Origin of the sequence: Streptomyces sp. DH12, from assembly GCF_020873895.1 — a bacterium.
Lineage (GTDB): Bacteria > Actinomycetota > Actinomycetes > Streptomycetales > Streptomycetaceae > Streptomyces.
The window spans coordinates 229,823-249,381 of record NZ_JAHWGT010000007.1 but is presented as its reverse complement, the minus strand read 5'-3'; the positions used below and the strand labels follow the sequence as shown (position 1 = coordinate 249,381).

Here is a 19,559-nt window from a genome sequence, read left to right as displayed (position 1 = left end):
CCCACCGACCGCCGGGCACCCGGCGGTCGGTGGGGGCGTCAGGCGGCCGGCGGGGGGGCCGTGGAGGCGCGGACCCGCAGGGCGACGGGAAGGTCGGCGGCGTCCGGCGTACGGCCGTCCAGGACGGCCAGGAGGGCCTCCATGCCGCGCTCGCCGACCCGTTCGGCGGGGAGGGCGACGGTGGTCAGCTCCGGTTCGACGGCGGTCGCGAGGGCCAGGTCGTCGAAGCCGGTGACGGAGACGTCCTCGGGCACGCGCAGGCCCAGCCGCCGTACGGCCTTGCAGGCTCCCGCGGCGATGAGGTCGTCGTCGCAGACCAGGGCGGTGGGCCGGGCGCCGGGCCCGTCGAGGGCGCGGGCGGCGGCCTCGCAGGCGCCGGCCACCTCCAGCGGGGCGGGCACCGTGCGGACCCGTACGTCCGGGCGGCCGGCGAGGGCGGCGGCCAGGGCCTCCGCCCGGACGTCGAAGGTCCACGACGGGACCGCCGACGCCAGGTGCACGAAGCGCCGGTGGCCGAGCCCCAGCAGGTGGTCCGTCACCTGGCGCATGCCGTCGGCGATGTCGAGGTTCACCTGGGCCGCGGAGCCGGGGTCCGCGGGGTCGCTGTCGAGCATGACGAGCGGCAGGTCGGTGCCGCGGAACGCGGCGAGGGCGCCGGCGGCCATGGAGGAGGCGATGACGCCGTCCAGCGCGGCGCGGGCCGAGGCGAACGGGTCCCGGGCGGGGCCCACGCCCTCGGGGGAGGGGTAGAGGACGACGCCGAAGTCGTGGCGGGCGGCGACGGCGGCGGCCCCGGTGTAGACGCGGGCGAAGAACTCGTTGGTCAGCGCCGGCACGACCAGGAGCGCGGTACGGGTGCGGCCCAGGCGCAGGTTACGGGCGGCGAGGTTGGGCCGGTACCCCAGCCGGTCGGCGGTGTCGCGGACCAGGCCCGCGGTGCGCTCCGAGACGCGGCCGCGCCACTTGCCGCCGAGGACCAGGGAGACGGTCGCCTGCGAGACGCCGGCCTCCCGTGCGACGTCCCGGCTGGTGGGGCGGCTCCCGCCGAGCGGTTCCGGGGCCTTCACGCGCTGACGCCTCCGTGCGGTGCGTGACCGCGCCGGGGTTCGGGCGGTCGCCGGTGGTGCCCGGGGTGGACCCCCGGCTGCCCGACATGGTACGTATGACGGACGAAGTTATACGTAAAACCTCGGCAAGGGGCCGAGGGGAGGAGCAGGCATGGGCGCGGCAGGCGGCGGATACGCCGACATCTTCAGGGCTCCGCACGTCGTGCGGCTGCTCGTCGGCACGCTGGTCGGCAGGCTGCCCAACGGCACCGCGCACATCGCCATCGTCCTCTTCACCCGCGCCGAGGGCGGCAGCTACACCCTGGCCGGCGCCCTGGCCGCCGTGTACGGCCTCGCCACCGCCGCGGGGCAGCCCCTCCTGGGCCGCGCCGTCGACGTGTACGGCCAGCCGCGCGTGCAGCTCCCCGCCGCCGTGGTCTCGGCGCTGGGCATGGCGTGGCTGGCGCTGGCCGGCACCGACCCGCTGCCGGTGGCGTTCGCGGCGGTCGTGGTGGCCGGGTTCTTCACCCCGCCCCTGGAAGGCGGGCTGCGGGCGCTGTGGCCGGCCGTCCTCGGCAGGGGCGACCGGGTGCACCGGGCGTACGCGCTGGACGCCGTCGCCCAGGAGGTGATGTACACGGTCGGTCCGCTGCTGGTGACCCTGCTGGTGTGGCTCTGGTCGCCCGCCGCCGCGCTGCTCGTGATCAACGTCGCCGGCGTGGCGGGAGCCCTCGCGGTGGTCTCCTCGGAGCCCTCGCGCGCCTGGCGGTCCGAGCCGCGCGAGGCGCACTGGCTGGGCGCGCTGCGCTCGCGCGGCCTGCTGGCGCTGCTCGCCGCGTTCTTCTTCATCGGCCTGGCCATGGGCTCCATCACGGTCGCCGCGCTGGCCTACGCGGACGGGCACGGCGGCGACGGCGTGTACGGCCTGCTCATGGCCGCGCTCGGGCTCGGCGCGCTCGCCGGCGGCATGGTCTACGGGGCCCGGCCCTGGGCGGGCGCCCCCGAGGTCCGGCTGAGGGCCCTGGTCGGCCTGCTGGCCCTGGGGTACCTGCCCCTCGTCCTCGTCCCGGACGTCGCCGTGATGGCGGTGCTGGCCGCTGTTGCGGGCGTGTTCCTCGCGCCGGCCATCGCCTGCGCGTTCCTCGTCGTGGACCGGCACGCGCTGCGCGGCACGGTGACGGAGGCGTTCTCGTGGCTGGTGACCACCTTCGGCGTCGGTGCCGCCGTGGGTTCCGCCGCGGCCGGCCCCGCGGTGGAGCTGGCGGGCGTGCCGTACGGCTTCGGGGTGGCCGGCGCCGGGGGCGCCGCGGCGCTGCTGGTGCTGCTGGCGACCCGGCGCGTCCTCGCCGCCGCGCCGCGTTCCGGGCGTCCGGTCGTCGAAACCCCCGCGCACGTATCGGAAAATGATCGGAACGGTACCGTCGAACCCGGTTTCAGCACGGGCCGTCAGGCGTAATGTTCCTTCATGGACCGCCGCATTTTCGGGCTGGAGAACGAGTACGGCGTCACGTGCACGTTCAGGGGACAGCGCCGACTGTCTCCTGACGAAGTGGCGCGCTACCTCTTCCGCCGTGTCGTGTCATGGGGCCGCAGCAGCAACGTCTTCCTGCGGAACGGCGCCCGCCTCTACCTCGACGTGGGATCGCATCCGGAATACGCGACGCCGGAATGCGACAACGTGACCGAGCTGGTCACGCACGACAAGGCGGGCGAGCGCATTCTCGAGGGCCTTCTCGTGGACGCCGAACGACGCCTGCACGAGGAGGGCATCGCGGGCGACGTCTACCTCTTCAAGAACAACACCGACTCGGCCGGGAACTCCTACGGCTGCCACGAGAACTACCTCGTCGCGCGGCACGGGGAGTTCTCGCGGCTCGCGGACATCCTCATCCCCTTCCTCGTCACCCGGCAGCTGCTGTGCGGCGCGGGCAAGGTGCTGCAGACCCCGCGCGGCGCCGTGTACTGCGTCAGCCAGCGCGCCGAGCACATCTGGGAGGGGGTCAGCTCCGCGACGACCCGCTCCCGCCCCATCATCAACACCCGCGACGAGCCGCACGCGGACGCCGAGCGCTACCGCCGTCTGCACGTCATCGTCGGCGACTCGAACATGTCCGAGACCACGATGCTGCTCAAGGTCGGCGCCACCGACCTCGTGCTGCGGATGATCGAGGCGGGCACGGTCATGCGGGACCTCACCCTGGAGAACCCGATCCGGGCGATCCGCGAGGTCAGCCACGACATCACCGGCCAGCGCAAGGTGCGCCTGGCCAGCGGACGCGAGGCCTCCGCCCTGGAGGTGCAGCGGGAGTACTACGAGAAGGCCGCCGACTTCGTCGACCGGCGCGGCATCCGCACCGGCACGGTCGCGCAGGTCCTGGAGCTGTGGGGGCGCACGCTCGACGCGATCGAGGCCGAGGACCTCGACCGCATCGGCACCGAGATCGACTGGGTCATGAAGTACAAGCTGCTGGAGCGCTACCGCGCCAAGCACAACATGACCATGTCGAACCCGCGCATCGCGCAGATAGACCTCGCCTACCACGACATCCACCGCCGGCGGGGCCTGTACTACCTGCTGGAGAAGAAGGGCCAGGCCGCCCGGATCTGCAACGACCTGAAGATCTTCGAGGGCAAGTCGGTGCCCCCGCAGACCACCCGGGCGCGGCTGCGCGGCGACTTCATCCGCCGCGCGCAGGAGCAGCGCCGGGACTTCACGGTGGACTGGGTCCACCTGAAGCTGAACGACCAGGCGCAGCGCACGGTGCTGTGCAAGGACCCCTTCCGGTCGGTCGACGACCGCGTGGAGAAGCTCATCGCCGGGATGTGAGCGCCCCGGCGCCCGCCGCCGGACCCCCAGGGCCCCGCACCGGACCACCGGTGCGGGGCCCGACCGCGTCGCCCTGCCGCGCCCGGTCCGACCGCTTCCGGCCCGGCCCGCGGCCGCGCGCGCGGTGGTGCGGGGCGCCGTGCGCGGTCGGGGGGAACGTCTGCGGCAGGGGCGCACGTTCCTCGTGTGGCGCCTCTCCCACGCCGTAGAGTGGCGCGCACGCCAACCACAAGATCGATCCCCGACCAGATACGAGGCTTCCCGTGCGTCGTCGCTCCCTCCTCCTCGCTGTGCCCGCCGGCCTGCTCACGCTCTCGGCCTGCGGCGACGACAAGTCAGACCAGAAGAAGGACCAGGTCGGTGAGAGCCCGTCGGCCCCCGAGCCCAGCCCGTCCGTGAAGGTCGTCGACGGGCCGCTGCCCGCCATCACGGCCGGCACGAAGTTGGGTGAGAAGCCGACCGTGGCCAAGGGGTCGGGCAAGCCCTCCGGCGACCTCGCGGTGAAGACCGTCATCGCGGGCAACGGCACGGCCGTCGCCGAGGGCGACTACGTCCGGGCGCACTACCTGGGCCAGATCTGGGACACGGCGAAGGTCTTCGACAACTCCTACGACCGCAAGCAGCCGCTGGTCATCCAGCTCCAGCAGGGCGCGGTCATCGACGGCTGGCGGGTGGGGCTCGCCGGACGGAAGGCCGGCAGCCGTGTCGAGATGGCCGTCCCGCCGGCCCTGGGCTACGGCGCCGAAGGCCGCGGCGACATCAAGGGCACCGACACGATGGTCTTCGTCATCGACGTCCAGGAGACCTTCAACGGCAAGTCCTCCGCCAAGGGCAAGGTCGTCCCGCAGGACGACGCCGCCCTCCCCAAGGTCGGCACCAACACCGACGGCAAGGCGCCCTCCGTCACCGTCCCGAAGACCGCCGCGCCCAAGAAGCTCGTCTCCGAGTACGTCCTGGAGGGCGACGGCGAGGAGGTGCAGGCCTCCGACAAGCTGCTGCTCCAGTACAAGGGCGTGCTCTGGAACGGCGGCAAGGAGTTCGACTCCAGCTACTCGCGCCAGCAGCTCGCCGCCTTCCCGCTCCAGCAGCTCATCAAGGGGTGGCAGGAGGGCCTCGCCGGCAAGAAGGTCGGCAGCCGCGTCATGCTGGTCGTGCCCCCGGACCTGGGCTACGGCTCCGAGGCCTCCGGGGAGATCCCGGCCAACTCCACGCTGGTCTTCACGCTCGACATCCTGGCGAAGATGTAAGACTGTGCGGGTTGTGCACTAACGATCAACAGGAGCAGTGACGTGAGCATCGAGAAGCCCGAGGTCGACTTCCCGGGTGGCGAGCCGCCGGCGGAGCTGGAGGTCAAGGACATCTGGGTCGGCGAGGGCGCCGAGGCCAAGTCCGGCGACGTGGTCAAGGTCCACTACGTCGGCGTGTCCTTCTCCTCCGGTGAGGAGTTCGACGCGTCCTGGAACCGCGGCACCCCGCTGCAGTTCCAGCTCGGCGTCGGCCAGGTCATCCCCGGCTGGGACCAGGGCGTCCAGGGCATGAAGGTCGGCGGCCGCCGCCAGCTGGTCATCCCGCCGCACCTGGCGTACGGCGACCGCGGCGCCGGCGGCAAGATCGCCCCGGGCGAGACGCTGATCTTCGTCTGCGACCTCGTCGCGGTCTGATCCCGCCCCACCCCGTCCCCCCGCCGCGCCCCGCGCGACGGGGACCACGGCCCCCCGAGGGCCCGCGCCCAGCGGCGCGGGCCCTCACCCGTGCGGCCGCTTCCCCCAGGCCACGACGGGTGTTCGACCGATTCGGGGGCGACTTTCGTCACGCCACCCCGGGGCGGTACGGTCATCGGGCGATAGTGACTCCATACGAAGAGGTGCTGGGCGTCGATGGCCATTGCCAAGGCCGAGCGGCTGATGAATCTCGCGCTGTGCCTGCTCGGCACGCGCCGGCCGCTCAGCAAGCGCGAGCTGCGCGGCTCCATCGAGGCGTACGTCGAGGCGTTCGGCCCCGGTGACGGCGGCGCCACGCCCGCCGACGACGCCTTCAACCGCATGTTCGAGCGCGACAAGGACGACCTGCGCGAGCTCGGACTGGTCATCGAGACCGTCGAGAACCTCGAAGGCGAGACCGGCTACCTCGCCCGCCGCGACTCCAACCGGCTGCCGGCCATCCAGCTGGACGCCGAGGAGGCCGCCGCGCTCACCCTCGCCGCCAAGGTCTGGCAGCAGGCCCGCCTCGCGGGCGCCGCGAGCGGCGCCCTGCAGAAGCTGCGCGCCGCCGGCATGCCCGAGGCGGACGACCCGTACGAGGACCGGCCCGGCGCGCTCGAACCGCGCATCCCGGTCCACGAGGCCGCCTTCGAACCCCTGATGCTGGCCTGCCGCGACCGGCGGCCCGTCGTCTTCGAGTACCGCAAGTCCAACTCCGCCCGCGCCGAGGTCCGACAGGTCGAGCCGTGGACGCTGGAGTGCTGGCGCGGCCACTGGTACCTCGCCGGCTGGGACCGCGACCGCGGCGCCGAGCGCGTCTTCCGGCTGTCCCGGATCACCGGCAAGGTCCGCTCCCGCGCCGGCGCCTTCACCGCGCCGGTCCCCGACGTCTCCACCGTCCGCGAGGCGGTCGAGCGCTGGGCCGGGGAGAGCGCCACGCGGACCGCGCTGATCCGGCTGCGCGCCGAGTGCGGCTACCCGCTGCGCGCCCGCGCGCTGTCCGTACGGGACTGCGGCGACGGCTGGGACGAGCTGGAGATCCCCTACGGGCACGGGCTGGATGCCTGGCTGGTCGAGTTCGGCCCCGACGTCGTCGTGCGGGAGCCCGCCGACCTGCGCGCGGACGTCGTGGACCGGCTGCGCGCCGTCGCCAAGGGCTGCTGAGCCCAGGGCTGCTGAGACAACGGACGGACGGACGAGCGAGCGATGGCCCCCAACGCGATCGACCAGACCAGGCGGATGCTCTCCCTGGTGACCTACCTGCGGGAACGTCCCGGCGCCCATGTCGGCGACGTGGCCCGCGCCTTCGGCATCACCGAGGCCGAGCTCATCGCCGACCTCGACGTCCTGCCCATGTGCGGCACCAGCTTCCGCGGCGGGGACCTGCTCGACATCGACACCGACGGCGAGCAGATCTGGTGGCACAACCCGGACGACGTCGCGGCCCCGCTGCGCATCGCCGCCGACGAGGCCACCGCCCTGCTGGTCGCCGCCCGCGCCGTGGCGACCCTGCCCGGCCTGCGCGAGAGCGACCGCGAGGCCCTGCTGCGGGCCACCGCCAAGCTGGAGGCGGCGGCCGGGGAGGCGGCCGGCGCCAGCTCCCGGCTGTCGGTGACCTTCGAGTCCGAGGGCGGGGTCTTCGCCGAGGTCGACCGGGCCATCTCCGAGCGGCGCAGGCTCTGGCTGCGCTACTACTCGCCCGCCCGCGACGAGCTGACGGAGCGGGAGGTCGATCCGATCCGGCTCTTCGCCGTCGGCCACACCTACATGGAGGCGTGGTGCCGCCTCTCCGAGGCGCGGCGCACCTTCCGGCTCGACCGCGTGGCCGAGATCCGCATCCTCGACGAGCCGTCCTCACCCCCGGAGGTCGAGCTGCGCGACCTCTCCGCGGGACTGGTCCAGCCGTCCGCCGACGACCCCGAGGTCGTCGTCGAGGTCGGCCCCGGGGGGCGCTGGGTCGCCGAGTACTACCCGCACGACAGCGCCGAGGAACTCCCCGACGGAGGGTTGCGCATCACCCTGCGCACCCCCGACCCGACCTCCCTGCGACGGCTCGCGCTGCGCCTGGGGAGCGACGGGCGGATCGTCACGCCCACCGCGCTCGCCGACAGCGCGCGGCGCGCCGCCCAGGAGGCGCTCGCCGCCTACGACGGCCAGGACGCCTGACCGCCCGGCGCGCCGGGCCGCACCGCGACCGCGCACGCCGCGCCGCGGCAGGCCGGTCCCGCCGCGCCGGGCCGAGCCAGGTCACGTCAGCTCACGTCACGTACGAGAGGGGAAGGGGAGACGCCATGGGGGAGACGTGGGACACACCGGGGCTGCCCGGCATCCCGGCACAGCGCGGCCCCGTGCTCTTCAAGGCCGCCTGCCCCGAGTGCCGGGCCCGGTGCGAGCTGGCGGCCGGCTCCCTGCGCCTGGCCATCGGCGCGAGCCGGCGCACGACCTTCTACTCCTTCACCTGCCCCGAGTGCGGCCGGTCCGTGCGCAGGCCGGCCGGGGAGCGGATCGTCGAACTCCTCACCGGCGGCGGCGTGCGGACGCTGCGGCTCCACTCCACCGTCTGACGCCGCCCGCCACCGTCTAGGCTTCCCTCATGTTCTGGCCCATGCTCGCCGTCGCCCTCGGGTTCCTCGGGATCGCCGTCCTCGGTGTCCTCGGCATCCGGGTCTTCATCGAGGCCCAGCGCCTCGGCCGTCAAGTGACGCGCACCACACAGCGCATCAACCGCGCCGCCGAGGAGCTGGAGGCGGCGGCCGCGGACCTGGCCCGCACCGGCGAGGCCCTGCCCGGCCGGTGACGGGCCGGCAGGCGGCGCCGAACGGCCCGCCCCGTACTCCCCGCACCGGCGGTACGCCGGGGGATTGCCCCGTGTTAACCGGTGAGGGTTACGATGAATGCCCGCGCGGGCGGTCTGAACGCATGCGTCCGCACCGCTCCGGTACAGATGACCTCGGTCTCAGAAGGTAGGGAAAAATGGGTCAGGTCGGCATCTGGCATCTGGCCATCGTCGTGGGGATCTTCGTGCTGCTCTTCGGTGCGAAGAAGCTGCCGGAGGTCGCCCGTTCGCTGGGCAAGTCCGCGCGCATCCTCAAGAGCGAGGCCGCCGCCATGAAGAACGACAGCCCCGCCAAGGACGACGCGCACCACTCCGGCACGGCCGAGCAGGCCCCGGCGCCCAGGACCATCCACGCCGCCCCCGGTGACGTCACGTCCGCACGCCCTGTCGACGAGCCCAAGCGGACCTCCCAGGGCTGACGCCCCGGTCACCCGGTTCACGGTTCACCACAGGTACACGGGCGGCCGCCCTCGCGGGCGGTCGCTCTTCCGAGACAAGGACGTGGGTTGCTCAAGTCCGCCCGCAAGAAGCCCAGGGACCCCGAGGGGCGGATGCCCCTGGTCGACCACCTGCGCGAGCTGCGCAACCGGCTGGTCAAGTCCCTGCTGGCGTTCATCCCGCTGGTGATCGTGGCGCTGTTCTTCTCGAAGGACATCGCCGAGTTCCTCAGCTCCCCCGTGCCCCGGTGCCTGAGTGAGCTGGATCCCGCCGCGCGGGCGGGCAAGTGCGCCGTGCTCTCGCAGATCGGCATCACGTCCCCCTTCACCACCTACGTCAAGGTGGGCGTCATGGCCGGGATCGTCGCCTCCGCCCCGGTCTGGCTCTACCAGCTGTGGGCGTTCATCGCGCCCGGCCTGCACCGCAACGAGAAGAAGTACGCCGTCTCCACGGTGGCGATCGGCACCCCGCTGTTCCTCGCGGGCGCCTACCTGGCGTACTGGGTCCTGCCGCACGCCGTGCCGCTGCTGCTCAGCTTCAGCGTCGACGGCTCGGTGAACTACATCACCGTCGACGACATGATCGGCATGACGATCAAGCTCGTCCTCGCCTTCGGCCTCGCCTTCCAGCTGCCGCTGATCCTCATGCTGCTCAACCTGGGCGGCGTCGTCAGCGGCGCCCGGATGCTCGGCTGGTGGCGCGGGATGGTCATGGGCATCGCGATCTTCGCGGCCATCGTCACGCCCACCGACCCGCTCTCCATGATCGTCATGCAGGTCCCGCTGACCGCGCTGTACTTCGCCGCGGTGGGCTTCTCCCTGCTGAACGACCGCCGCCGGCGCCGCCAGGCCGGGCCGGAGCTGAGCGACGACGAGGCGTCCCCGCTCGACCTCAGCCCCGAGGCCGTCGGCCCCGTCGAGCCCGTGGCCGCGGCCCCCGCCCCGGTCCTCCCGGAGCAGGCCGGCAAGGACGCCGACGGCGCCCCCGTCCGGCGGGTCAACGGCTACGACGACGTGACCTGAGCCACCCTGCGCTCCACGACCCCCCGGTCACACCGCGGCCGGTCGCGCACACCGCGCGGCCGGCCGCTCACCGTACGCGGCGGCGGTCGGGGAAACGCCGAGCTGACTGTCGGTCCCGCCGGGTAGTCTCGATGACAAGATGACAGACGACCTCACACCAGCGGAAGCGTACGCGGCCGCCCGGCGCCGGGCCGCCGAGGAGGCCACCGCGCTCCACGCCTTCCGCGCCCTGTACGACTTCGACCTGGACCCGTTCCAGATCGAGGCATGCGGCGCCCTGGAGTCCGGCAAGGGCGTGCTCGTCGCCGCGCCGACCGGCTCGGGCAAGACCATCGTCGGCGAGTTCGCCGTCCACCTGGCTCTGGAGCAGGGCCGCAAGTGCTTCTACACGACGCCGATCAAGGCGCTGTCCAACCAGAAGTACACCGACCTCGTCAAGCGCTACGGTCCCACCAGGGTCGGACTGCTGACCGGCGACAACAGCGTCAACCCCGACGCGCCGGTGGTCGTCATGACCACCGAGGTGCTCCGCAACATGCTCTACGCGGGCTCCCAGTCGCTGCGCGGCCTCGGGTACGTGGTCATGGACGAGGTCCACTACCTCTCCGACCGCTTCCGCGGTGCCGTCTGGGAGGAGGTGATCATCCACCTCCCCGAGTCGGTGACCCTGGTCTCGCTCTCCGCGACCGTCTCCAACGCCGAGGAGTTCGGCGACTGGCTCGACACCGTGCGCGGCGACACCGAGGTGATCGTCTCCGAGAGCCGGCCCGTGCCGCTGTGGCAGCACGTCCTGGCCGGGCGCCGGATCTACGACCTCTTCGAGGAGGAGACCGACCACGGCGGCCGCGGCGTCACCCGCCGGGAGGTCAACCCCGACCTCGACCGCCTCGCGCGCATGGAGAACTCGCGCACGTACAACCCGCGCGACCGGCGCCGCGGCAAGATGGTCCGCGAGGCCGACCGCGAGCGGGAGCGCCGCCAGCGCTCGCGCATCTGGACGCCGGCCCGCCCGGAGGTCATCGAGCGGCTCGACGCCGAGGGCCTGCTGCCCGCGATCACCTTCATCTTCAGCCGCGCGGGCTGCGAGGCGGCCGTCCAGCAGTGCCTCGTCGCCGGTCTGCGGCTCAACGACGAGGAGGCCCGCCGCCGCGTCCGCGAGCTCGTCGAGGAGCGCACCGCGAGCATCCCCTCGGAGGACCTCCACGTCCTCGGCTACTACGAGTGGCTGGAGGGGCTGGAGCGGGGCATCGCCGCGCACCACGCCGGGATGCTGCCGACGTTCAAGGAGATCGTCGAGGAGCTGTTCGTCCGCGGCCTCGTCAAGGCGGTGTTCGCCACGGAGACGCTGGCGCTCGGCATCAACATGCCCGCGCGGACGGTGGTGTTGGAGAAGCTCGTCAAGTGGAACGGCGAGCAGCACGCCGACATCACGCCCGGCGAGTACACCCAGCTGACCGGCCGCGCCGGACGCCGCGGCATCGACGTAGAGGGCCACGCCGTGGTCCTGTGGCAGCGCGGCATGGACCCCACGCACCTCGCGGGCCTCGCGGGCACGCGCACCTACCCGCTGCGGTCCAGCTTCCGGCCCTCGTACAACATGGCGGTCAACCTCGTCGACCAGTTCGGCCGGCACCGCTCGCGCGAGCTGCTGGAGACGTCGTTCGCGCAGTTCCAGGCGGACCGGTCCGTCGTCGGCATCTCCCGGCAGGTCCAGCGCAACGAGGAGGGCCTCGACGGCTACCGGGAGGGCATGACCTGCCACCTCGGCGACTTCGAGGAGTACGCCCGGCTGCGCCGCGAGCTGAAGGACCGGGAGAACGAACTCGCCAAGCAGGGCGCGGTGCAGCGGCGGGCCGCGGCCGCCACCTCCCTGGAGCGGCTCAAGCCGGGTGACGTCATCCACGTGCCGACCGGCAAGTTCGCCGGGCTGGCGCTGGTGCTCGACCCCGGGCTGCCGGCCGGCCGGTCCAACGGCCACCGCGGGTTCGAGCAGCACGACGGGCCCCGGCCGCTGGTCCTGACGGCGGAGCGGCAGGTCAAGCGGCTGGGCGCGATCGACTTCCCGGTGCCGGTGGAGCCGTTGGAGCGGATGCGGATCCCGCGCTCGTTCAACCCGCGCTCGCCGCAGTCCCGCCGCGACCTGGCGTCGGCGCTGCGGACGAAGGCCGGGCACATCGTGCCGGACCGGCACCGCAAGGGGCGGTCCGCCGCCGTCGACGACCGGGAGATCGCCCGGCTGCGCACCGCCCTGCGCGCGCACCCGTGCCACGGCTGCGACGAGCGGGAGGACCACGCCCGCTGGGCGGAGCGGTACCACCGACTGCAGCGGGACACGCGGCAGTTGGAACGGCGCATCGAGGGCCGGACGAACACCATCGCCCGCACCTTCGACCGCATCGTGGCGCTCCTGACCGAGATGGACTACCTGCGGGACGACGAGGTCACCGAGCACGGCAAGCGGCTCGCGCGGCTGTACGGCGAGCTGGACCTGCTGGCGAGCGAGTGCCTGCGCGAGCGGGTCTGGGAGGGGCTCGGCCCCGCCGAACTCGCCGCGTGCGTGTCGGCGCTGGTGTACGAGTCCCGGCAGGCGGACGACGCGGTCGCGCCGAAGGTGCCGTCCGGCAAGGCGAAGGCCGCGCTGGGCGAGATGGTCCGCATCTGGGGCCGTCTCGACGCGCTGGAGGAGGACTTCCGGGTCAACCAGGCGGAGGGCGTCGGACAGCGCGAGCCGGACCTCGGCTTCGCCTGGGCGGCGCACCAGTGGGCGTCCGGCAAGGGACTCGACGAGGTGCTGCGCGAGGCGGAGATGCCGGCCGGCGACTTCGTGCGCTGGTGCAAGCAGGTCATCGACGTGCTGGGCCAGATCGCCGCGGCGGCGCCGCGGGAGGACAGCACGGTCGCGAAGAGCGCCCGCAAGGCGGTCGAGGGGCTGCTGCGGGGCGTCGTCGCGTACAGCTCGGTGGGCTGACGTCCGCTCACCTCGCGCGTGGCGCGCGGGGCACGCTCCGGGGAGGGCCCGGCCGGATCGTTCCGGCCGGGCCCTTTCCGGCGTCAGGGGCGCGGCGCCACGCGGGCGGGGGCGGTGGCGCGCTTCCGGCGCCGGGAGTCCGCCGCCGCCCGCAGGGGCGGGAAGAGCGGCGGTGCGTGCGGCGGCAGCGGGCGGGCGGCACCGGCAGGTGGCTCGTCACCGCGGGGTGGAGGCCGAGCCCGCGGGGTGGTACCGGCGTGAGGGGCCCCCGGAGCCGGGCGGGTAGTGGCACGGCCCGCTATCCGATAGCGCCACTATCTATGATGGGGGTGGCCCCGGCAAGGGACGGGGCGCGGAGCGAAGGGTGACCAGGCGTGCGCGTGGGCGAGCTGAGCCGCAGGACCGGTGTCTCGGTACCGACGATCAAGTACTACGTACGGGAGGGGCTGCTGCCGGCCGGGGAGCTGAGCAGCCCCAACCAGGCCAGCTACGGCGAGGCGCATGTCCGCAGGCTCCGGCTGGTCCGGGCCCTGATCGACGTCGGCGGACTCTCCGTCGCGGCCATCAAGGACGTGCTGGAGGCGGTGGAGGACCCCGACCGCTCCGTGCACGGGGTCCTGGGCGCGGCGCACGACCACATCGCGCCGCGCCAGGGCGGGCCCGAGGACGCCGCGCGGGACGCGGCGCGGCGGCGCGTCACCGAGCTGATCTCCCGCCGGGGATGGGCGGTGGACGACGCCAACCCGGCGGCCCGCGCGCTGGCCGACGCGCTCGCCGCGCTGAGCCGGCTGGGGCACGATCGGTTCGCGGAGGTGGGGCTGGAGGCGTACGCGGACGCGGCGGAGCGGGTCGCCGCGACGGACGTGGCCTACGTCGCCGGTGAGGCCGCGCGCGAGGACGTCGTGGAGAGCGCCGTCGTGGGCACGGTGCTGGGCGACGTGGTGTTCGCCTCCCTCCGACGCCTCGCCCAGGTCGACGCGTCGGCCCGCACGTACGGCCCGGGGCGCGAGCGGTAGGCGCGAGCCGAGGGGGAGGGGGAGGCGGCGTACGGCGGACCCGTGGTCGCGGCGCGGTGTCCGGGGCCCGCGGGCCCCGGACCCGCCGTGGGGGTCAGGCCGCGGTCTCGGCCTGCTCCTCGCTCTCCACCTGGGCGTTCCACTCGCGCTTGACCGCGCGCCACGCCTCGTCCGTCTTGCCCAGGCGCCAGTACCCGGAGATGGACAGCCGCTCCAGCGGGATGCCGCGCTCCGTGCGCAGGTGGCGGCGCAGCTCCTTCACCGCGCCCGCCTCGCCGTGCACGAAGGCGTGCACGGTGCCCTCGGGGAAGGCGAGGTCCCGCACCGCCTCCACCAGCGGTTCGCCGACCGGGCGGCCGCGCCGCGCCAGCCAGCGGACCTCGACGCCGGCCGGGGCGGTGATCTTCAGCTCGTCGTCGGGGTCCTCGACCTCCACCAGGGCGTGCGCCACCGCGCCGTCGGGCAGCCGCTCCAGCGCCGCGGCGATGGCCGGCAGGGCGCTCTCGTCGCCGGCGAGCAGGTGCCAGTCGGCCTCCGGGTCGGGTGCGTACGCGCCGCCCGGGCCGAGGAACCGGACCGGCTCACCGACCCGCGCCCGAGCCGCCCACGGGCCCGCCAGGCCCTGGTCCCCGTGGACCACGAAGTCGACCGTCAGCTCCCGCTGCTCGGCGTCCCACGCGCGCACCGTGTAGGTGCGCTGGGCTGGCCACTGCTCGCGCGGCAGCTCCTCGCGGATCCGGTCCAGATCGAACGGCTCCGGATAGGTCACGCCCTCGGGCGCGAGGAGGATCTTGATGTAGTGGTCGGTGAAGCCGCTCGTGGCGAAAGAGGCCAGCCCCTCGCCGCCGAGGACGATCCGCACCATGTGCGGAGCGATCCACTCGGTGCGCACCACCCGCGCCTCATGGGCCTTCGGTGTCCTGCGAGCCGGCTGTTCCGCCACGGCGTCTCCCCGGGAAAGTGGTTGCTTAGGTATACCTAAGCTAACACCTCATCGGTCGAGGACGGTGAGCAGTCGCTCCAGGGACCCCCCGAGCCCCCACTTTCCCGCCAGCCCCCGCAGTGCCTCAGGATCGGCGGGGCGGCTCGGCAGCGCCGGGTCGAACGGCGGCAGCGGAACGTCGTCCGCGACCCGTACGACCTTCGGCGCGACCGCCACGTAGGCCCGCGCCTCGTCCAGCCGCCGCCGCTGCGCCGGGGTCAGCCGGGACGCCGGGTCGTCCACCGCCGCCATGATCCCGGCGAGGTCGCCGAAGGCGTCCAGCAGCTTCGCCGCGGTCTTCTCGCCGACGCCCGGCACCCCGGGCAGGCCGTCGCTCGGGTCGCCGCGCAGAGTGGCCAGATCGGCGTACCCCGGGCCGTCCACGCCGTACTTGCCGCGCAGCCACTCCTCGTCCACCGCCTGGAGCGTGCCGACGCCCTTGACCGGGTACAGCACCCGCACCCCGCGGGCGTCGTCGACCAGCTGGTACAGGTCGCGGTCGCCCGTCACGATGTCGACCGGGCCCGGCGCGCGGCCCGCGAGCGTGCCGATCACGTCGTCCGCCTCGTACCCCGCGACGCCGACACGGGCCACGCCCAGCGCGTCCAGCACCGCCTCGATCACCGGGACCTGCGGCGACAGCGTGTCCGGCACCTCCTCCTCGTCCGGCACGCCCGCCCCGGTCTCCGCGGCGACCCGGTGCGCCTTGTACGACGGGATCAGCTCCACCCGCCAGGCCGGCCGCCAGTCCGCGTCCATGCACGCCACCAGGTCGTCCGGGCGGTGGTCCTGCACCAGGCGGGCGATGAAGTCCAGCAGGCCGCGCACGGCGTTCACCGGCGTGCCGTCCGGGGCCCGCACCGAGTCGGGGACCCCGAAGTAGGCCCGGAAGTACAGGGATGCGGTGTCGAGGAGCATCAGGCGTCGCGTCACACTCGCATGATGCCGTACGGCACCGACAGGGCCGGTGCCCGGACGCTTCCGCCGTTTGCGCTACTCGGGGGTACTCGCGCTGCGTAAGGTGGTCGAAGAGGGAGGGAAGGGAGGGAAGACATGGACGACAAGGAAACGCCCCGGGTCGGCGCGGCCGTGCGCAGAAGGCGCCGCGCGCTGTCGCTGACCCTGGCCGCCGTCGCCGAGCGCAGCGGCCTGTCCGTGCCCTTTCTCAGCCAGATCGAGAACGAGCGCGCCCGGCCCAGCACCCGGTCGCTGGAGTGCATCGCGGACGCGCTGAAGACCACCGCCGTCGAGCTGCTCGACGCGGGCGACGCCACGCGTACGGTCGACGTCGTCCGGGCGGTCGCGCCCGCCGAGGACCCGGCCGCGCCGCCCGGCGTGCGCCCGCTGGTGCGCGGCGAGCACCAGATGCACGCCGAGGAGTTCACCGGCGACCACGACGCGGGCCGCGAGCTGGTGCTGCGCAACGACGCGCTGCTGTACGTCGCCGACGGCACCGTGGAGGTGGAGGCCGAGGGCCGCGCCTACCGGCTGGAGCGCGGCGACACCCTGTACCTCTCCGGCGGGGTGCGCCACCGGTGGCGGGCCTCCTCCGGGGCGGCCACGCGGGTGCTCGTCGTCTCCGTCGCCCCCCACATGGGGGCGGCCGAGTGACACGCGCGGCGGCCCCCGGCGCCCAGGCGCGGTCGGTGACCGCCCGCGCGGTGTCGGCCGTACCCCGTGCGGCGTCGGCCGCACTCCGCCTGGCGTCGGCCGCACCCTGCGCGGGGGCGGCCGCGTGACGCGCGTGGTGTCGCTCGTGCCCTCCCTCACCGAGGCCGTCGCGGTGTCCGCGCCCGGGGCGCTCGTCGCGTGCACCGACTGGTGCACCCACCCCGCCGGCCTCGACGCGGCCCGCGTCGGCGGCACCAAGAACCCCGACGTGGCGGCCGTCGTCGCGCTGCGGCCCGACCTCGTCGTCGCCAACGAGGAGGAGAACCGCCCCGCCGACCTCGCCGCCCTGCGCGAAGCGGGCCTCGACGTCGTGGTCACCGAAATCCGCGACCTCGACCAGGCACTCGCCGAGCTCGACCGGGTCCTGCGGGCCTGCGGCGTACGGTCCCGGCCGCGCTGGCTGGACGAGGCCGAGGCCGCCTGGGCCGCCGCCGCGCCGGCCGGGCCGCCCCGCACCGCCGTCGTGCCCGTCTGGCGGCGGCCCTGGATGGTCCTCGGGCGGGACACCTTCGCCGGCGACCTGCTCGCCCGGCTCGGCGTGGCCAACGCGTACGCCGGCCACGCCGAGCGCTACCCGCGGGTCCCGCTGGAGGAGCTGCGGGCCCGCGGCGCCGACCTCGTCGTCCTGCCGGACGAGCCGTACCGGTTCACCGCCGACGACGGGCCCGAGGCGTTCCCCGGCCTGCCCGCCGCGCTCGTCGACGGGCGGTACCTCACGTGGTACGGGCCGTCCCTGGCCCGGGCACCCGAGGCGCTGGGCCGGGCCCTGCGAGCAGCGTCCCGCTGAGCAGGCCCCGCACCGTCCCCGCCGCGGCGGCCAGCCACCCGGCGACGAGCAGCCCGTACAGGGCCACCGCCACCACCGGGAACACCGCGAGACCCGTGTGGCCCGCCAGGCCCTCCAGTCCCGTGACGCAGGTGCCCACGGGGAAGGTGAACGCCCACCACGTCAGGGCGAAGCGCATCCCGCGCCGCCGGGCCCGCACCACCAGCGCCCCGGCCAGCGCCAGCCACAGCAGCGCGAAGCCCGTCACCGGCACCCCGTACAGCACCGCCAGCGCCGCCGCGTACGGCACGCCGGGCCCGGCCGCGTCCGCGAGGGCGTTCGCCGCGGTCGTCGACTGGCCCAGCGGGCCGAGGACCAGCAGCAGCGCGGGTGTCGCCGCGAGCGGGGGCGGGCCGCCGGTCACCAGCCGGCCGAAGACCAGCGGCACCACGAGCAGCGAGGCCAGCAGGCTCGCCCCGCACATGGCGAGGCACAGCGCGAGCAGCGTCCCGCGGGCCTCGCCGGGCGGCAGGCGCGCGGCGAACAGCGGGCCCTGCGCCGCCGACACCATCGGCGCCACCACCGGCAGCAGCCACAGCGGGGACGGCTCCGCCACCCGGTGCCGCACCACCATCAGGTACGGCACCGCTGCCGCGGTCGCGAGCCCGGCCAGCGTGCCGGCCGCGTAGAGGACCGCGCCGAGGGCCACCGCCGCGCCCGCGCCCAGCCAGTCCCGGCCGACGAGCAGGGTGCCGCCGCCGACGGAGACCAGCGCCATGGCGGCGCACCCGTGGAACGGGGCGACCGCCGGGTCCAGCAGGTGGGCGCGGGCCCGGTCGCGGTGGTGCGTCCAGTGCGCGGCCCGCGCGGCCACCAGCGCGAGGAGCGCCAGCAGCGACAGCGCCCACATCGCGGTGCAGGCCGTCCGCAGCCCCGGCACCCGCACCGGCAGGGCCGCGCCCGCGCTGCCGACGATCGCGGTGCCCATGACGGCCGCGTACCACTGCGGTCCCAGGTGGCGGACGGCGGCGGCCCGGGTGCGGACGCCGGGGGCCGCAGGGGTCCGGCGCGGGCGGCGGAGCGGGCCCCGCCGCTGGAGGGGGACGGCTCCCCGCGGCGGGTGGGGGAGCGAGCCCGGCGCGGGGAGCGATCCGGGCGCGGGGAGCGAGCCGGGCGCGGGGAGCGATCCGGCGTCCGCCACGGGTCCGGGGGGCGGCGGGGAGTCGGCGTGGGGCGGCGGCCCGGTGTGGGGGAGCGGGAGCGACCCGGGGTGGGCGGCGGGAGGGGGGAGGTACCGGGCGGGGGTTGCCATGCTGCCCAGCCTGGTCGTCCCCACCACCCCCGACCAGGGACCTTGCGGCTATGACCCCATAAGCTGGTCTTATGAGCCTCTCGCACCGCGTGCCCGACCTCGGAGCCCTGGAACTGCTCATCGCCGTGGCCCGGCACGGCAGCCTGGGCCGGGCGGCCCGCGAGGTCGGCATCACGCAGCCCGCGGCGAGCAGCCGGATCCGCTCCATGGAACGGCAGCTCGGTGTCGCCCTCGTCGACCGCTCGCCGCGCGGCTCCCGGCTCACCGACGCGGGCGCCCTGGTGACGGACTGGGCGCGGCGCGTCGTCGAGGCGGCGGAGGCGTTCGACGCGGGCGCCCAGGCGCTGCGCGACCGGCGCGACTCGCGGCTGCGCGTCGCCGCGTCCATGACGATCGCCGAGTACCTGCTGCCCGGCTGGCTGATCGCCCTGCACGCGGACCTGCCCGACACGGCCGTGTCGCTGCGCGCCGGGAACTCCGCCGCGGTCGCGGCGCTCCTGCTGGCGGGCGAGGCCGACCTCGGGTACGTGGAGGGGCTCGCCGTCCCCGAGGGGCTGAACGGCGTGGTCGTCGCCCACGACCGGCTCGTCGTCGTCGCGGCCCCCTCCCACCGGTGGGCCCGCCGTCGCGCGCCGGTCACCCCCGCCGAACTCGCGGCGACCCCGCTGGTCCTGCGCGAGTACGGCTCGGGCACCCGCCAGGTGCTCGACTCGGCCCTGGCGGCTCACGGCGGCCTCGCCGCGCCGCTGATGGAGCTGGCTTCGACGACCGCGGTGAAGTCCGCGGCCGTGAGCGGTGCCGGGCCCGCCGTCCTCAGCGAGCTGGCGGTGACCGAGGAGCTGGCCTCCCGCCGCCTGGCGGAGGTCCCGGTGGAGGGCGTCGACCTGCGCCGCGCCCTGCGTGCCGTGTGGCCCCGCGGCCCGCGCCCGACCGGCCCGGCCCGCGACCTGCTGTCGCTGTCCCGGGCCCGCTGAC

General features: G+C 74.7%; 19 protein-coding genes. 15 read left to right on the top strand and 4 right to left on the bottom strand.

All coding sequences use genetic code 11. The features are described 5' to 3' along the window. Positions 1-38: 38 nt before the first annotated feature. Positions 39-1,067 carry a LacI family DNA-binding transcriptional regulator gene (locus LPA54_RS09130; protein WP_228975590.1) on the bottom strand — a complete coding sequence of 343 codons (1,029 nt, stop codon included), beginning with the start codon at positions 1,065-1,067 and terminating at the stop codon, positions 39-41. 151 nt (positions 1,068-1,218) lie between these two features. Here LPA54_RS09130 and LPA54_RS09125 point away from each other — a divergent pair, with 151 nt between their 5' ends. The 12 genes from LPA54_RS09125 to LPA54_RS09070 all read left to right on the top strand — a co-directional run bounded on the left by LPA54_RS09125 (position 1,219) and on the right by LPA54_RS09070 (position 13,853). Then, entirely contained in the window at positions 1,219-2,502 is a 1,284-nt protein-coding gene (locus LPA54_RS09125) for an MFS transporter (protein ID WP_228975588.1), read from the top strand. A 9-nt stretch (positions 2,503-2,511) separates the two neighbouring features. Beyond that, the gene (gene pafA, locus LPA54_RS09120) at positions 2,512-3,873 is read left to right on the top strand and encodes a Pup--protein ligase (RefSeq protein ID WP_228975587.1); all 1,362 of its coding nucleotides are present in this window, start codon (positions 2,512-2,514) and stop codon (positions 3,871-3,873) included. Positions 3,874-4,136: 263 nt separating this feature from the next. After that, positions 4,137-5,120 carry an FKBP-type peptidyl-prolyl cis-trans isomerase gene (locus LPA54_RS09115; RefSeq protein ID WP_228975584.1) on the top strand — a complete coding sequence of 328 codons (984 nt, stop codon included), beginning with the start codon at positions 4,137-4,139 and terminating at the stop codon, positions 5,118-5,120. Positions 5,121-5,162: 42 nt separating this feature from the next. Then, positions 5,163-5,534, top strand: coding sequence for an FKBP-type peptidyl-prolyl cis-trans isomerase (locus tag LPA54_RS09110; RefSeq protein ID WP_228975583.1), 372 nt, complete (start codon positions 5,163-5,165; stop codon positions 5,532-5,534). Positions 5,535-5,750: 216 nt separating this feature from the next. Further along, positions 5,751-6,737 carry a YafY family protein gene (locus LPA54_RS09105; RefSeq protein ID WP_228975581.1) on the top strand — a complete coding sequence of 329 codons (987 nt, stop codon included), beginning with the start codon at positions 5,751-5,753 and terminating at the stop codon, positions 6,735-6,737. A gap of 42 nt (positions 6,738-6,779) precedes the next feature. Beyond that, the gene (locus LPA54_RS09100) at positions 6,780-7,739 is read left to right on the top strand and encodes a YafY family protein (RefSeq protein ID WP_228975578.1); all 960 of its coding nucleotides are present in this window, start codon (positions 6,780-6,782) and stop codon (positions 7,737-7,739) included. 125 nt (positions 7,740-7,864) lie between these two features. After that, a complete protein-coding gene (locus LPA54_RS09095) occupies positions 7,865-8,137 on the top strand; it encodes a hypothetical protein (protein WP_228975576.1) in 273 nt (90 codons plus the stop codon). A gap of 29 nt (positions 8,138-8,166) precedes the next feature. Continuing rightward, complete coding sequence (locus LPA54_RS09090) at positions 8,167-8,370, top strand: hypothetical protein (RefSeq protein ID WP_228975574.1); 204 nt, start codon at positions 8,167-8,169, stop codon at positions 8,368-8,370. 176 nt (positions 8,371-8,546) lie between these two features. Beyond that, positions 8,547-8,828: a Sec-independent protein translocase subunit TatA gene (tatA, locus tag LPA54_RS09085; protein ID WP_228975571.1), complete on the top strand. Its 282-nt coding sequence runs from the start codon at positions 8,547-8,549 to the stop codon at positions 8,826-8,828. Between the two features lie 87 nt (positions 8,829-8,915). Beyond that, positions 8,916-9,869, top strand: coding sequence for a twin-arginine translocase subunit TatC (gene tatC / locus LPA54_RS09080; protein WP_228975569.1), 954 nt, complete (start codon positions 8,916-8,918; stop codon positions 9,867-9,869). Positions 9,870-10,008: 139 nt separating this feature from the next. Continuing rightward, entirely contained in the window at positions 10,009-12,837 is a 2,829-nt protein-coding gene (locus tag LPA54_RS09075) for an RNA helicase (RefSeq protein ID WP_228975568.1), read from the top strand. A gap of 374 nt (positions 12,838-13,211) precedes the next feature. Beyond that, positions 13,212-13,853 (top strand): MerR family transcriptional regulator, encoded by a 642-nt coding sequence (locus LPA54_RS09070; protein WP_228975566.1) that lies wholly within the window; start codon positions 13,212-13,214, stop codon positions 13,851-13,853. Between the two features lie 94 nt (positions 13,854-13,947). On the opposite strand, the gene LPA54_RS09065 is transcribed toward LPA54_RS09070, so the two are convergent. Next, entirely contained in the window at positions 13,948-14,796 is an 849-nt protein-coding gene (locus LPA54_RS09065; protein WP_228975565.1) for a siderophore-interacting protein, read from the bottom strand. Positions 14,797-14,844: 48 nt separating this feature from the next. Further along, positions 14,845-15,753 carry a 5'-3' exonuclease gene (locus tag LPA54_RS09060; RefSeq protein WP_228975613.1) on the bottom strand — a complete coding sequence of 303 codons (909 nt, stop codon included), beginning with the start codon at positions 15,751-15,753 and terminating at the stop codon, positions 14,845-14,847. Positions 15,754-15,888: 135 nt separating this feature from the next. Here LPA54_RS09060 and LPA54_RS09055 point away from each other — a divergent pair, with 135 nt between their 5' ends. Continuing rightward, positions 15,889-16,446: a helix-turn-helix domain-containing protein gene (locus tag LPA54_RS09055; protein WP_228975563.1), complete on the top strand. Its 558-nt coding sequence runs from the start codon at positions 15,889-15,891 to the stop codon at positions 16,444-16,446. Positions 16,447-16,570: 124 nt separating this feature from the next. After that, positions 16,571-17,293, top strand: coding sequence for a helical backbone metal receptor (locus LPA54_RS09050; protein ID WP_228975561.1), 723 nt, complete (start codon positions 16,571-16,573; stop codon positions 17,291-17,293). Here the strand turns inward: LPA54_RS09050 and LPA54_RS09045 are convergent. Continuing rightward, positions 17,220-18,287, bottom strand: coding sequence for a C4-dicarboxylate ABC transporter (locus tag LPA54_RS09045; protein WP_267486930.1), 1,068 nt, complete (start codon positions 18,285-18,287; stop codon positions 17,220-17,222). The genes LPA54_RS09050 and LPA54_RS09045 overlap by 74 nt on opposite strands. Positions 18,288-18,655: 368 nt before the next feature. Between LPA54_RS09045 and LPA54_RS09040 the strand changes: the two genes are divergently transcribed. Next, complete coding sequence (locus LPA54_RS09040; RefSeq protein ID WP_228975557.1) at positions 18,656-19,558, top strand: LysR family transcriptional regulator; 903 nt, start codon at positions 18,656-18,658, stop codon at positions 19,556-19,558. Position 19,559: the final 1 nt, after the last annotated feature.

What these genes read in the sequence shown, in the direction of transcription:
- LPA54_RS09125 (WP_228975588.1), top strand. Translation starts at nt 1,219, where the DNA reads ATGGGCGCGGCAGGCGGCGGATACGCCGACATCTTCAGGGCTCCGCAC.
- pafA (WP_228975587.1), top strand. Translation starts at nt 2,512, where the DNA reads ATGGACCGCCGCATTTTCGGGCTGGAGAACGAGTACGGCGTCACGTGC.
- LPA54_RS09105 (WP_228975581.1), top strand. Translation starts at nt 5,751, where the DNA reads ATGGCCATTGCCAAGGCCGAGCGGCTGATGAATCTCGCGCTGTGCCTG.
- LPA54_RS09100 (WP_228975578.1), top strand. Translation starts at nt 6,780, where the DNA reads ATGGCCCCCAACGCGATCGACCAGACCAGGCGGATGCTCTCCCTGGTG.
- LPA54_RS09095 (WP_228975576.1), top strand. Translation starts at nt 7,865, where the DNA reads ATGGGGGAGACGTGGGACACACCGGGGCTGCCCGGCATCCCGGCACAG.
- LPA54_RS09090 (WP_228975574.1), top strand. Translation starts at nt 8,167, where the DNA reads ATGTTCTGGCCCATGCTCGCCGTCGCCCTCGGGTTCCTCGGGATCGCC.
- tatA (WP_228975571.1), top strand. Translation starts at nt 8,547, where the DNA reads ATGGGTCAGGTCGGCATCTGGCATCTGGCCATCGTCGTGGGGATCTTC.
- LPA54_RS09075 (WP_228975568.1), top strand. Translation starts at nt 10,009, where the DNA reads ATGACAGACGACCTCACACCAGCGGAAGCGTACGCGGCCGCCCGGCGC.
- LPA54_RS09060 (WP_228975613.1), bottom strand. Translation starts at nt 15,753, where the DNA reads ATGCTCCTCGACACCGCATCCCTGTACTTCCGGGCCTACTTCGGGGTC.
- LPA54_RS09055 (WP_228975563.1), top strand. Translation starts at nt 15,889, where the DNA reads ATGGACGACAAGGAAACGCCCCGGGTCGGCGCGGCCGTGCGCAGAAGG.
- LPA54_RS09040 (WP_228975557.1), top strand. Translation starts at nt 18,656, where the DNA reads ATGAGCCTCTCGCACCGCGTGCCCGACCTCGGAGCCCTGGAACTGCTC.